Raw genomic sequence first — 14,907 nt, forward strand, 5'->3', positions numbered from 1 at the left:
GAATTATTGCTGAAAAATATAGGAACAGAAGAAAGAAATATAACCTGAGACTTAATCTGATTGCTGGACTTTACAATTTTCAATTATGAAAGAGGTCTATTGAGTTTCGGTATATTATTATAAAAGGAAGGGTTAAGTATATTGTAGTTCGGTATCACAATTCTTTTAGTAGGAATTGCATTTAATCGCGAAATGGGTTTACCAGATAATTGAAAATAATAACATCATGAATTTTTATCACTTGCCATCAGTATTTTTGCAGTTATAGAAACACGCTTTTATAATTTGTCGGGCGTTAATAATCTTATACTATGAAGATATTATTTGCAATACAAGCCACAGGGAATGGTCATTTGAGCAGAGCCCGCGAAGTAATTCCATACTTGGAGCAGCATGGTGACTTAGACATTATGGTAAGTGGTTCCGATGCAGAAGTTAGTGTGCCGTATCCTATAAAATTTCGTAAGCATGGCTTGGGTTTTACCTTTGGTGGCAAAGGCGGTGTAAATTATTGGAGTACTTTAAAAAAATTAAAACCCTTACGTTTGTTACGAGACATCCGCTCGTTCCCTATTGAGAAGTACGATGTGGTTATTAATGATTATGAAGCCATAACTGCATGGGCTTGTCAAATGAAAGACAAACCTTGTATTGCCCTTAGTCATCAATCTAGTTTTAGTAGCAGGCTTATGCCAAGGCCAACCAAAAGAGATTTAGCTGTAGAGCTCTTATTGAAATATTATGCACCATTTACAGGAGCGGTGGCTCTCCATTTTGGCAATTATGATAATTTTGTACATACACCTATTATCAGAAGTGAGATTAGGCAGTTGGAGTCAATTGACAAAGGACACTGCACGGTATATCTACCTGCATTTCACGACAAATTATTATTACCCATTTTAAAAAGTATAAAAGACGTAGAATGGCATGTTTTTACAAAGCATAGCAAGCAACCTTATACCAGTGGGAACGTAAAAGTAAAACCAATCAATAATGACGCTTATATAACAAGTTTGGCGACCTGCACGGGGCTTGTTTCTGGGGGTGGGTTTGAAGGGCCAGCGGAAGCAATGTTTTTAGGGAAGAAATTATTTGTGATACCTCAAAAAGGACAATATGAGCAGCAATGCAACGCCGCGGCCTTGCACTTGATGGGTGTTCCTGTGGTTAGTCAAATGGGGCCTGGCTTTGCAACTACCTTATCCAATTGGCTCAACCGCAGCAAACCAATCGAGGTAAATTATCCCGACCAAACAGAGATGCTGGTAGCCAAGGCTGTTCAAATGGCATTAGATGGTGCGAATAGTAACAATGGCAATGGATACATGTCAGCACAATCAAGTATATAGTTACGAGCAAAACGATGGCCTAGGTTGCTTAAGTCCTTAGTGTTTAGTCTTTATGCAATGCATTAAATTTAGTTTAGACCGAAACCTAATGTATAATAGTCCTGCATATTGTTGAGCGAAACCTTATGGCGTAGTGCAAACCTTAAACTGACTGCAATAAATGAAATATAGAGACATTCCACTTTTTGGGTTTAAATTGTTGAGCAAGTATGCAGCATTTGTCTATGAAATAAAATCATGCGAAGAAATAAGCATTTATAAAACAATACCAAATGGTAAAATAGGACTGTCGATAACAACTGACGGTACTGCATCTATTAAAAGAGAAAGCAACTGGTTTCCAATTCCACCAACAACAATTTATGGGCTTACAAAAGAAACGCAAGAAATAAAACTTAGTAAACAATTCGGAGAAATTGCCATCGGCTTTGAGCCATGCTTTCTTCAATTATTTATTCCCGAAAACATGTCACATTTAACAGGGGGTAAAACTGTTGATTTACAAAATTTATTTGACAAATTTGAAGTAGAAAAATTGATAGAATTAATTCAATCAGCGAATACCGATTCTCAACTTCTATTAGCTATTGAGACATTTCTATCAAAACAACTCAACCTTAAAAAAACGAATGAAAAATTAATTACAGCACTTGAATTAATTACAGAATTAAGTATTTATGAGGTTGATGAAATCGCTAACAGAATAAATGTTTCAACTAGTACTTTGAGAAATTTATTCAATGAATATATAGGTGTGCCTCCGAAAGATTTTATTAGGATAACAAGGATTAATAAGGCAATGCATCATCAAGTAAATTCTGAAAATAATCTGACTGATTTAAGTTACACTCTTGGCTATTTTGACCAAGCACATTTTATTCATGACTTTAAAAATGTGTTAGGCATTTCTCCGAAACAATATTTTAAGAATACGGCTCTCACTTTTGATTTTTACAATTTTGGAAGGTGGCAGAAAGATAATTTTGCCACTTAAAAAAATCAAAAATGAAAAAATCATTGCTACTTTCTGCCCTTTTTTTGCTCTTGTTTGTTTTTGCAAATTCTGCTAAGGCACAAAATGATTCCAAAGAAAAGTATCTAAAATCTCTCAATATTTTTATTGACGGATACAACAAACAGGATTATTCCCTTGTAAAAAAACCGTTTAGTGGTTTAGTAAAAATGTTACTTCACAAAGGCGAATTAAAATTGAATTTAGAAGCGAGATATAAGGAGTATGGGAAAATAATCAGAGCAGAAAATATTTACCCATCGGAAGGGGTATTGATTTTACCAGTCATTTATGAAAAAGATACAACTGGAATAGAATATCTGTCTTTGTTTTTCACAAAGAAAAGAAAAATTCAAGGGTTCTATTTTTCTTATGACAATATCGTTTATCCAAAAATTACTGACAGCACAACTATTAAGGATATTACAAACCCCTACCTTTCTTTTAAACATCATAAGGATATTGACGTAAGTTTAGTAGTCGGTGTTTATGAAAATGGCAAAGAAACTATTTTTTGCTACGGTGAAACCGCAAAAGGCAGCGGCATAAAACCAGATAGCAATACGCTATTTCAAATAGGCTCTATTACAAAAGTATTTACTGGAATTTTGTTAGCTAACTGCATTAATCAAAACATTGTTGATGCATCATCCTTACTTTACAAATTTTTACCAGACAGTGTTCCACCACTTACCTACAGAGGGAAAGAAATAACTCTTTTAGATTTGGCAACACATACTTCTGCTTTGCCTGGTGAACCAAATAATTTGTATTTACCAAACACAAATAAATATAATCCATTTGCAAGTTATCAAGAAGCTGATTTATTGACTTACTTAAAGCACTTAGAGCTAACTCGTCCAGTTGGCAAAACATACGAATACTCCAATACGGGTTATGGTTTGCTTGGCTACATCTTAGCAAAGCAAAGAAAAACGAGTTACGATGAGTTATTAGTAAAAGAAATTTGCAACAAATTAAATATGAATAACACAAGAACAATTTTGAACGAAGAACAGAACAAAAGAAAAGTGGTTGGATATTTTCAAGGCAAGCAAACGCCAGATTTTACTTTCACACCTACTTTTGTTGGTGTAGGTTCTATTTATTCTGATGTGGCAGATATGTTTAAATTTATAAAGGCTAATTTGAAACCCGAGCAAACAGCTATTGCAAAAGATATAATGCTTGCACAACAACCGCATCAAATTGACAAAACAATAACAATGGGAATGCCTTGGGACATTGATTCATTGACCCGTTATAAAGTGAATGTTTTAGGATATAGCGGCAATACAGCAGGAGCAAGTAGTGTTATTAAAATAGTAAAAGAAAAAAATATTGGTGTAGTTGTTTTATCAAATTCAAATGTGCCCGTTGATGATATTGGACTCCTGGTTCTAAAACTTTTATTGAAGAATCAAATGCCAGAATAAGGTGGTATATTTTATTTAGTAGTGAGACCTCAATATTTCAAAAAATTACAACGCATTTGCAAACACAGCCATCAGTGCCAAAGTAAACCTTCACCATCAGACGGTTGAATGTAATACCAATTCTTAAACTAAAATAGTTCTCCGCCTGTGGCGGATTTGGTTTGTAGAATGGTAATGCCGAACTACATCCCGAATGCTTTCTTTTGGACTATTATATATTGTTTCGGTATTACCAGAAATTGATTGAATAAAAAGATTTGGAATAATTTTGGATTTTCACATAATTGATTATTTGTTTCTTATTATTGCACAACTAAATTCAGGTCAATGCATATCAAAACAGTTCTAAAACTATTATTTGTAACTCTTCTTTCTACTTTGTCTAAGGAAGTGAGCTCACAATCGGCTACCGATTTTGATACCTATACAACTTTAAAATCATCGGGCAGTTTACCAAATGATATTACGAAGCTTTCTTTTGAGAAATATAAGGAGGAATTGGCCAAAATTCAGCAAAAGGATTTGTCGCGTTCGGAAAAACAATTGGAAAAACAATTCCAGCTAGATGCGAATTATGCTATTGACCGCATGCTATTAAGCGGGAGGGTTTTATATAATGATCCAATATCGCTGTATGCAGCAAAAGTTGCTAAGGAGATTTTGAAGGATGAACCTGAAACGTATAATAAGCTTAGGTTTTATTCAGTTCGGTTTACCAATGTGAATGCCTTTACCACGGCCAATGGAATTATATTTGTGAACATAGGATTGATGGCACAATTAGAGAACGAAGCACAACTTGCCTATATACTCTGCCACGAAATCACACATTATAAAAAGCAGCACTCTTTATTGGGTTTTAAATTTGAGAAAAATTTAGAAAAAAAAGTTTCGAAGACTGCCTATCGGAAAAACAACCAGGATAATTTCCTTACAAAATGTGCATTTAACAAGAACCAAGAAATAGAAGCCGACGAGGAAGGTTTGAGATTGTTTAAAAAGTCAGGTTATAGTTTAGAGGCTATCGATGGAGTATTTGATGTGTTAGAGTTTGCCAATTTACCTTTTGATGAAGTGCCGTTCAATAAACGTTTTTTCGAAGATAAACTTCTCAAATTCCCAGACGATTTTCAATTAGCTGATAGTTTATTGAAGCCCGTAAGCGAAGGAGACGACGATGACGACGCAGAATCAACCCACCCATCTATTCGCAAACGTAGAAAGATAGTGTCAAATTTATTGGAAGGGATTGGAAAAAAAGACCGAAAAAATTATATAGTATCCAAAACAGAATTTGAGTTGAATCGTAAAATAGCCCGATTTGAATTGTTGCATTTATATTTATTGAATCACGATTATGAGTATGCATTATATAGTGCTTTTATATTGTCGGAAGCTGGCGATTCAAATAGTTATTATGTAAATAAAACGATAGTTAAAAGTTTATATGCCCTTACGAAAGTGTATGCCCTTGAAGGGGATGATGGCTATAAAACTGTGCATACTGATTATGAAAAAATTGAAGGTGCTTCCGGCTCATTATATTTTTTGATTGAGAAAATGCATGAAGAACCAATAGCAATGAATATATTGGCTTTAAAAAGAGCATGGAAGCTTAAGGACAAATATCCTGCAGATGAAGAGATAGAAAAAATTTGTGATGAATTATTGCTTACCCTTACCAAGGAGCATAAGGCAAGCTTTTCCGATTTTGAAGACTATAGTATTGATGAAAAGAAAGATGAGCTGATAGAGAAGGAAAAAAAAGTTGAAGAAGAGGAAACAACAACCAAGAAAAGCAAGTATAATAAATTGAAGAAGGCCAGAAAAGAAACGATTAAGAAAGAATCAAGCGGCAAATCGTATTTATATGCAGGCATGGCCGAATTGGTGAAAGACCTAGAGTTCAGAAAGGCATTTAAGAAAGCAGAAAATGTAGCATTGTCTATTACTAAAAAAGATGAGGATGGTGATAAGAAAAATAAGAAAAAAAAATATGATGGAGAAGAAGAGCAAGCCACTTCCATTGATAAGGTAATAATATCCGAACCCTTTTATTATAAAGTTGATTTGCGTAAAAAGGAAGCTTTCAAACAAGAAGAGAGTGAAAGAGCATTGATCAACTTGGATGAAAAAATATCAAGACTTAGCCAATTGGCTCAAGTGGATGCCGTAAGATATAATTCCAAAACGTTTACCGCTGCCGATGTGGATGTGTTGAACAATATCATGCTTATCAATGATTATTTGAGAGATAATGGCCAAAATACCGAGAGCGGTTTAATTAAGGTAGATTATAAAGGCATCAATAATCTGATAGAAAAAAACAAGACTCCTTACCTCATGAATATGGGTATATTGTATGCCATTGAAGACAAAGACGATATGGGGTATCATTATGCATTGTGTGTGGTTACTGCAGGGTTGTACACCCCATTTCTAATATATCAATTGATGCAAAGAAATGTCTCAACTTATATTATGTATGAAACTATTGATTTAAGAACAGGAAAGTATCTGTATGACAATACAAAGAAAATTAATAGCAGCGACAAAGATTATATTATAGAAATGCATTTATATGATATGTTGCTACAACTTAAACACCCTAAAAAATAAAAAACACACGATGAAAAAAATCACAATAATTTGTCTTTTATTTACCGCCTTTTGCAAAGGTGCCTGGGCACAAGTGCCTGGATTCATTGGTAAAAAGTTTTCTGCAAGTGCGGGTTTGATGTTTTTCCCTGCATTTAACGCCACCTATAATAATAGGGAAAATATTTTACCAATACTTGGTGGGGAAATCTCCTTTTTTGGAATGAACTGGATTAAAAATTTAAATCTCGATTACGCTAAATCTCGCACCACTACAGTGGGTCTCGATTACCAAAATATGAGAACCTCCGATTTTGTAGTACCATCTACTTCCTCTAGCAACCATAAAGCAATTAGATATGTACACGCAAATAGCGTAGGTGTTAACTTTAAAATATTTAATGAAGATAAAGGAGCTTTGGCTCCCATTGGCAATTTTCAGAAATTGGGATTGAATATGTTACTTACCCGATCGTATGACAGTTTGGACAATATATTAAAAGCATATCCAACTAAGAATCATTTTTTGACCTTTACGTACGGTTTTGGCAAACGTATTATTTTATATAAGTATTTTACCTTTACCTATGGAGTTGATATGACTATTATGCTCGATCAGTCATTTGTTACACCAATTGATGGGAACGATATTAGGCGATATTATGATGCAGGTTTTGTAAGAACAAGATCAATGAAATTGATCAATGCTCATGCTTCAATTGGATATGTTTTTTAAAAGATTATTAATTATGAAAAAGTATAATGTATTTATTGGTTTTATAATAGTAATGTTGCATTATTCATGCGACCATACTACCAATTGTAAGATTGCTCCTCCTCATTTTGATTCCGCCACCTATACTGTTACAGTCTCTACTACCAAAACCCAGTATATTATTCCGAATCCCAATCTATATGACGAAAATACAAAATACTATTGGACTGTACTGGAAATACCGGGGACTACTAGTACAAAATATTATACTGGATCTAGGGTTTTAACTTATATATTTGATAAAATTGGAATCTACAAATTTCAATTGGTAAGTGAAAAATTGGGTTGCAAATCAGACTCTATTTTGATTTCAGTTAATTCAGTAACAGCAGGAGGAAACCCGCCGCCGTCGGACCCATGTACCATCACCACGGGAAAATTTAAATTACAGAGCACGACATTCACGGCTACCAATGTTCCTTCATTTACATCTACAACCAATTATGGTTATACAGGACTTTATGATAACAGCAGTAATAATGTATATTTTTACTTACCTAAAACTTTTAAAAATTCACCCTTATTAGCCGATTATACTATTAACAGTACAAAAACATATAGCCAATTGTCGGGCAGTGATTGTGCAATAGAAATACAAGGCACCCGGTATGCTGCTATAAATCCATCTACTGCGGTAGTGCATATTAAATCAGGAACTACAAAAACTATCGAACTGTCAGTTTGTAATTTTCAATATAAGTACAATGGTAATATATATACATTAGAAGCCAAGTTCGAGTTTAATCCTTAACATGAAGTAAATTCTATTGAAAGCAAATATAATTATAATATTATTTTATATAATTGCTCTTGCAGCTTGCAATCATAAAACAAACTGCAGAATTCCAACACCGACCATCGATTCTTTAACTTTAAAAATAAAATCAGCAACTTCCAAGCAATCTATTCGACTGTCTTGTTATGAACCGCAATCTCATATTAATTGGGTGTTGACCCAAGATCCATTGTCTCAAAATATTTATACAATAGTTAATCATAAATATGATTCTTCATTTGAATATTTATTTAATCGCAAAGGTGTCTATAAATTTTTAGTGACAGCCAACAAATTTAACTGCTTTAGTGATTCGGTACCAGTTATTGTAAACACAAATGGGAATTCTATATCTACCTCACAATGCCCCATGCCGTAGGGAAAATTTTTTAAAATAGAGAATACTTATTTAGCATCTTATAATGTTCCCTACCTTTATGTTGCTCCCAATTATACTACTATCGGTTTGTTTGAGAATGTAAATAATACCGAAACTCAATATATAATAGTCCAAAAGAAAGGCACTAATCCCGAATGCTTTCGGGATTAGTTCGGCATTACCATTCTACAAGCCAAATCCGCCACAGGCGGAGAACTATTATAGTTTAAGAAATGGTATTACTATGTGCAATTTTGAATATCATTCAGGCACAACCAAAACCTGTGAAACGGAATTTGAGTTCAATCCATAGCGTTTGTTATTCTACTTGCATTTGATAACTATGTGAGGACAAAAATAGTAGTCCAGTTTCTCTGTTTTTTTTCTACCTCAAAAATACCGTAATTTTGCACAGTAACCCAATTTCAAATAACCCATGATTGAAGCAGAAAAATATATACCTCAGCATAAGATTAGAATCGTCACTGCCGCAGCCCTCTTCGATGGGCACGATGCCGCCATCAATGTGATGCGTCGTATTATACAAGGCACCGGTGCCGAGGTGATACACCTAGGGCATAATCGCTCGGTTCAAGAGATAGTGGACTGTGCCATACAAGAAGATGCCCAAGCAGTTGCCATTACTAGCTACCAAGGTGGACACAATGAATATTTTAAATACATGCATGACTTGCTAAAAGAACGCGGTGCAGGACATATCAAAATTTTTGGCGGGGGTGGAGGAACAATTCTTCCAAGTGAGATAGCCGATTTACAACAATATGGCATATCTCGCATCTATCATCCTGACGATGGCAGGGAAATGGGTTTGCAAGGGATGATAAATGATATGCTAAAACAGTGCGATTTTGAAACAGTTGTTTCTTTGAATGGTCATGCAAAACATTTGGAAAATAAAAATCCCAAGGATATCGGCCAACTAATTACCTTGGTTGAAAATCATCCAGAAAAAACAAACGATACTATCAAAGGGTTTCAAGATTTGAATACCACAACTATTCCCGTGCTAGGAATTACAGGAACAGGAGGGGCAGGAAAATCAAGTTTGGTTGATGAATTGGTTCGTAGATATTTATTGGAATTTAAAACCCAAAGTATTGCTATAATTTCTGTTGACCCCAGCAAACGTAAGACGGGTGGGGCTTTACTAGGCGACCGTATTCGTATGAATAGTATTAGCAACCCGCGTGTATATATGCGTAGTATGGCTACGCGTCAAAGTAATTTAGCGTTGAGTAAATATGTGCAAGAAAGTATTGATATATGTCGTGCCGCAGCCTTCGATTTAATTATTGTAGAAACTTCTGGCATTGGGCAAAGTGATACAGAAATTACCGATCATTGTAATGTTTCATTATATGTAATGACCCCTGAATTTGGTGCCGCATCGCAATTAGAAAAAATTGATATGCTCGATTTTGCCGATATGGTCGCCATCAATAAATTTGATAAACGTGGAGCACAAGATGCACTGCGTGATGTGCGTAAACAGTATAAACGCAACCACCATAAGTTTGATGCGAAAGATGAAGACCTTCCTATATATGGAACCATCGCATCACAATTTAACGACCCGGGCATGAATCGTTTATATAGAAATGTGATGAATGCGATTGCAGATAAAATGCAGCTCGAAAAATTCCGCAGTAATTATCCAGTAAGTGATGATGAATCGCAAAAAATATTTTTAATTCCACCACACCGTAACCGTTATCTGGCCGAGATTTCAGAAGAGAATCATCGTTATGGAGAATGGGTAAATGAACAAGGAGTTCTTGCATCACAATTATATAAATTGAGGGGTGTAATTGATATGTTGAAGGAGAAAAAATCTGCAACTGACGAACTCGAATTATTGTATACAGAATTGGAACAAAAACTCCATCCTGAATGCAAAAAAACTTTAGACTTTTGGCCCGAAAAAGTTAAACAATATACTGCCGAAAACTATATATATAATGTTCGGGGTAAAGAAATAAAACAACCATTATATACTGAAAGTTTAAGTCATCTAAAAATACCAAAAGTAGTATTGCCAAAATATAATGATTGGGGTGATATATTAAGATGGCAATTAACCGAAAATGTACCAGGCGAATTTCCCTATGCTGCGGGTGTATTCCCACTCAAACGTACTGGAGAAGATCCTACACGTATGTTTGCTGGAGAAGGTGGCCCAGAGCGAACCAATAAGCGTTTTCACTATGTATCATTAGGGCAGCCCGCCAAGCGTTTATCTACCGCATTTGATTCGGTAACTTTATATGGGGAAAATCCAGATTTACGTCCTGATATATATGGAAAAATTGGTAACAGCGGCGTGAGTGTTCCTACTTTGGATGATGCTAAAAAACTATATAGTGGTTTTAATTTATGTGCTGCCGCAACTTCTGTTTCTATGACTATTAATGGTCCTGCACCAATGTTGCTTTCCTTCTTTATGAATGCAGCCATCGACCAACAATGTGAAATCTATATAAAAGCAAATGGTTTAGAAAAGGAAGTAGACGAAAAAATAACTCATATATATAAATCAAAAGGAATAAAACGCCCTGTTTATGATGGTGCATTGCCTGACGGGAATGATGGCTTAGGCTTGATGTTATTAGGTGTAACGGGCGATCAAGTTTTACCAACAGATATATATGAAAAAATAAAAAAGGAAACCATGGAAACTATTCGTGGTACGGTGCAAGCAGATATATTAAAAGAAGACCAAGCACAAAATACCTGTATATTTTCAACAGAATTTGCGTTGAAAATGATGGGCGATATACAACATTATTTTATCGAAAATAAAGTACGAAATTTCTATTCGGTTTCTATATCGGGTTATCATATAGCTGAGGCAGGTGCAAATCCTATTTCGCAATTGGCTTTTACACTTTCCAATGGTTTTACTTTTGTAGAATATTATTTGAGCAGAGGAATGAATATTGATGATTTTGCTCCCAATCTTTCTTTCTTTTTTAGTAACGGTATCGACCCTGAGTATGCAGTGATAGGCCGCGTGGCACGTCGCATTTGGGCCAAAGCCATGAAGCATAAATATAAGGCAAACGAACGCAGCCAAATGTTGAAGTATCATATCCAAACAAGTGGTAGAAGTTTGCATGCACAAGAAATAGATTTTAATGATATCAGAACTACGTTGCAAGCATTATATGCCATCTATGATAACTGTAATAGTTTGCATACAAACGCCTATGATGAAGCCATCACAACACCTACAGAAGAAAGCGTTCGCAGGGCTATGGCGATACAACTTATCATCAATCGTGAATTAGGTTTGGCCAAAAATGAAAACCCATTACAAGGTTCATTTATTATAGAAGAATTAACTGATTTAGTAGAAGAAGCTGTATTGCAAGAATTCAACAGGATTAGCGAAAGAGGCGGTGTGCTGGGTGCTATGGAGACCATGTACCAACGTAATAAAATACAAGAAGAAAGTTTGTATTATGAAACTTTGAAACATACAGGAGAATTTCCTTTGGTGGGGGTAAATACATTTTTGAGTAGCAAAGGTTCTCCAACTATTTTGCCCAAAGAAGTGATACGCAGTACTGAAGAAGAAAAGCAATTACAAATTAATAATCTCTTAGCATTTCACGAACGTAATAAAGATGTTTCTGCCACTGCATTATCTAATTTGCAGCAGGCTGCCATCACCAATCAAAATGTATTTGAACACTTAATGCAATGTGCTAAAACTTGCAGCTTGGGCCAAATGTCGGGAGCATTGTATGAGGTGGGGGGGCAGTATAGAAGAAACATGTAAACATTTTATATTTTCCATTTCTAATTTTATAGTTGTCTATTTCAATGCAAAAGTGAGGAAATTATATATTATGCCCGTGGTTGCGTGTCCTCACCAACCACAAATATGTACTTATAAATATTTATTTTATCTATGGTATTTTTATCTTGTAGTAGTAATGATGAAAGCAAAGAAGGAGCTATCATTGATTCTACATTTAGGCATATAGATTCAACTAAAAAAGTTTCTAAAAATAAACTCGTAAAATTCAAACCTCTGCGTATTAATCTTGGCTATACTATGAGTTTGGTAGATGAAGAAATATATACAAAAGCAGTTGACAAAGGAATTAAGTTTGTAGCGGATACGAGTGATTTTAAGAAGGTGGGAAACAGATAGGAATTATATAATAATTCTAAAAAAGTATATGAGTTTATTGATACCCTGGTGGTATTGCTCAACCTACCACCAATGGGTATTTAGAATTTAGTGGCAAAGGATATTATAAGGTTAATGATGAAAAATGGTACCTTGCATTCGCTGGATTATACGAAGGCAATTTTTTTATTCTTATCCCATCACCTTATACAGGGACTTATAGCATTTCAGCCCAAGATGCTCTGATAAATCCGTCGGGCACCTATTTGCTTAATTTATTTTTTACTCGTTTGTACGAACTTCATGGGGATTGGAGTTTATATAGTATTTCAGATAAGAAGCTAAAGAAAATATCATCTCATAAATTAGATTGCAAGGCCGCTAATAAAGAGTAAAAGAGTAATGCATTGGAATCTGCTTTGTGTCCAAATATTGAAGCAGCTAAGTGGATTTCTGATAAAATGGTATTGCTAAAAGTAAGCAATTACGAAGGAGCAAATAATATAAAAACTGGCTACCTAAAATTGACGATCAAGTAAGAATTTCGGACCCGTTTAAAATCAGCGTCAGCCCCATTGGCCGCGGCGAACTGAAACCCGAATCCTGACCCCCAATAAATAATAATTTTTAACAGGTTGCAGCACTTAAATAAATACTTATCTTTGAATAAAAAATTAGTACCATGGGTTTAGTATATGCCGATATCGAAATCATCAATTATGCTGATGAGACTTTGAGTGAAGATGGTTATTTGCCAAAGGAAAACATAAGGAAAATGCAGGTAACGGCTATGGCCGATTCGGGGGCTATTCGGTTAGCCATCAATGAAAATATTAAAGATATTTTGGGCTTAAGAGTGAGGCAACAATTAAATATTTCCCTAGCTGATGGCACCAAAAGAACACTTGATGTGGCAGGCCCTATCAGATTGAAATTTAAGGACAGGCATTGTATAACAGATGCATTTGTTTTGCCAAACAATGAAGAACCTTTAATAGGGGCGGTACCTATGGAATTAATGGATCTGGTTATTATACCATCTGAAAATAAATTAGTATACAATCCACTGCATCCTGACGGACCTTTGTATTCACTAAAATAGTAATATATAGATCAATAATCTGCCGTTTTCGCCTAAAACTTAGGCGTCAGCCCCCAAATCCCGCATCCTGAATCCCAAATCAATGATCCGCTGTCTTCGATCTGCTAAACATACTTTTCAATCTTACTGCTGGAACCCACAATTTCGATAGCATATATTTTCCCAATCCTTGTTCTTTCTTTACGTGCCACACCGTTGTTCGCGGGCTTTCCACAGGATGGTTATGCAAGGTATATGCATAAGCAGCGATAGAAGTTCGAGCTGTTCCTTCAGGGAAATGGATAGGTTCGTAACCATGCAAAGTATAGGAACGGCAATGCATAATAGCGAGTCGGTTAAAGGGTACATCCACTTCTGTTTTCACACCTGTGCGTTCATCTTCTAATTTTAATTCGCCGCCATATTCTTTTTTCCAGTCTTTGTTTATATATAATAATAAGTTCAAATTGCGGTACCAGTTTTCGTGTATAGGATGGTAATTAAAATCGGCATGCATATCCAAAAAACTTCCTTTTTTACCTTGGTGTATGCCGCCGCCATAAAAGGTATCGTCAACAAAAACATTTTCGTTGGTAACATATTTTAACCAATTGTCAAAACGCTTTGAAGTGAGGTCTCTATATAGTTCTGAAAACACGCCACCCAATTCAAAAAATCTAGATTTCTCAAATTTATTTTTGGCAAAAACATAGTCGGCACTTGGGGTTTCGATGTGAGGAATTGTATTATATAATTGAGTAAGTTTTTCTTCGTCGCACAAACCATCTACTGCAATATACGGAAAAGGTTTTGCGGCTAAAAATTCTTCTCTAAAACGTTCTTGATTAGCTTCTATATATTCAAAATTTATCATAATATTTTATCCAAAAATTAATGATACGAATTTCACTAATTATATAGCTTCGATAAAATGATATTGGTCAGTTTCTGATAGAATTATTATCATCAAAAGGAACTAGGAATAAGTTCGCTGCGGCGAATAGGAGTAAGGGCCATACGGCAAATTAATTGAAGTGAAATTAGATTCAGTCAAATATATAGTAAGCAATAAAAAGTCTTGGCGTCAGCCCCCATTCGCTGCGGCGAACTGAATGCCAACCCTTAACTTACAACCTCCATCGACTCCAACACCTCGTCTATAATACTTCTGTCATTACACAAACGGGGTACTTTGTGTTGCCCGCCCAGCTTGCCTTTGGCCTTAAGCCAGTGGTGAAAAGTACCATTGGGAGCTCGTTGTATTTTGGGCATTTGCATGGCCATATTCTTAAATCTTTTGGCTTCGTAATCGCTGTTCAATTCCTGTAATTTATCATCGA

General features: G+C 35.2%; 12 protein-coding genes. 10 read left to right on the top strand and 2 right to left on the bottom strand.

Annotated elements, in window-relative coordinates; genetic code table 11:
- The 10 genes from SGJ10_09210 to SGJ10_09255 all read left to right on the top strand — a co-directional run.
- The coding region (locus SGJ10_09210) for an IS5/IS1182 family transposase (GenBank protein MDZ4758303.1) at positions 1–89 on the top strand (89 nt) is incomplete at its 5' end.
- Between the two features lie 222 nt (positions 90–311).
- Positions 312–1,352 carry a glycosyltransferase family protein gene (locus SGJ10_09215; protein ID MDZ4758304.1) on the top strand — a complete coding sequence of 347 codons (1,041 nt, stop codon included), beginning with the start codon at positions 312–314 and terminating at the stop codon, positions 1,350–1,352.
- 160 nt (positions 1,353–1,512) lie between these two features.
- Positions 1,513–2,346 (top strand): helix-turn-helix transcriptional regulator, encoded by an 834-nt coding sequence (locus SGJ10_09220; GenBank protein ID MDZ4758305.1) that lies wholly within the window; start codon positions 1,513–1,515, stop codon positions 2,344–2,346.
- Positions 2,347–2,357: 11 nt separating this feature from the next.
- The gene (locus SGJ10_09225) at positions 2,358–3,800 is read left to right on the top strand and encodes a serine hydrolase domain-containing protein (GenBank protein ID MDZ4758306.1); all 1,443 of its coding nucleotides are present in this window, start codon (positions 2,358–2,360) and stop codon (positions 3,798–3,800) included.
- A 327-nt stretch (positions 3,801–4,127) separates the two neighbouring features.
- Positions 4,128–6,419, top strand: coding sequence for a M48 family metallopeptidase (locus SGJ10_09230; GenBank protein MDZ4758307.1), 2,292 nt, complete (start codon positions 4,128–4,130; stop codon positions 6,417–6,419).
- A gap of 10 nt (positions 6,420–6,429) precedes the next feature.
- Complete coding sequence (locus tag SGJ10_09235) at positions 6,430–7,134, top strand: hypothetical protein (GenBank protein MDZ4758308.1); 705 nt, start codon at positions 6,430–6,432, stop codon at positions 7,132–7,134.
- A 13-nt stretch (positions 7,135–7,147) separates the two neighbouring features.
- Complete coding sequence (locus tag SGJ10_09240) at positions 7,148–7,924, top strand: hypothetical protein (GenBank protein ID MDZ4758309.1); 777 nt, start codon at positions 7,148–7,150, stop codon at positions 7,922–7,924.
- An 839-nt stretch (positions 7,925–8,763) separates the two neighbouring features.
- Positions 8,764–12,129 (top strand): methylmalonyl-CoA mutase family protein, encoded by a 3,366-nt coding sequence (locus SGJ10_09245; GenBank protein MDZ4758310.1) that lies wholly within the window; start codon positions 8,764–8,766, stop codon positions 12,127–12,129.
- Between the two features lie 132 nt (positions 12,130–12,261).
- Positions 12,262–12,507, top strand: coding sequence for a hypothetical protein (locus SGJ10_09250; protein ID MDZ4758311.1), 246 nt, complete (start codon positions 12,262–12,264; stop codon positions 12,505–12,507).
- Positions 12,508–13,168: 661 nt separating this feature from the next.
- Positions 13,169–13,588, top strand: coding sequence for a clan AA aspartic protease (locus tag SGJ10_09255; GenBank protein MDZ4758312.1), 420 nt, complete (start codon positions 13,169–13,171; stop codon positions 13,586–13,588).
- Positions 13,589–13,667: 79 nt separating this feature from the next.
- Here SGJ10_09255 and SGJ10_09260 read toward each other — a convergent pair whose 3' ends face one another.
- Both SGJ10_09260 and SGJ10_09265 read right to left on the bottom strand, forming a co-directional pair.
- A complete protein-coding gene (locus SGJ10_09260) occupies positions 13,668–14,441 on the bottom strand; it encodes a 2OG-Fe(II) oxygenase (GenBank protein MDZ4758313.1) in 774 nt (257 codons plus the stop codon).
- A 248-nt stretch (positions 14,442–14,689) separates the two neighbouring features.
- Positions 14,690–14,907 (bottom strand): GH3 auxin-responsive promoter family protein (locus SGJ10_09265; protein ID MDZ4758314.1); only part of this gene is annotated, 218 nt, incomplete at its 5' end.

It is taken from the genome of Bacteroidota bacterium (genome assembly GCA_034439655.1).
In the GTDB taxonomy this organism is placed as follows: Bacteria; Bacteroidota; Bacteroidia; order UKL13-3; family UKL13-3; genus CANJUD01.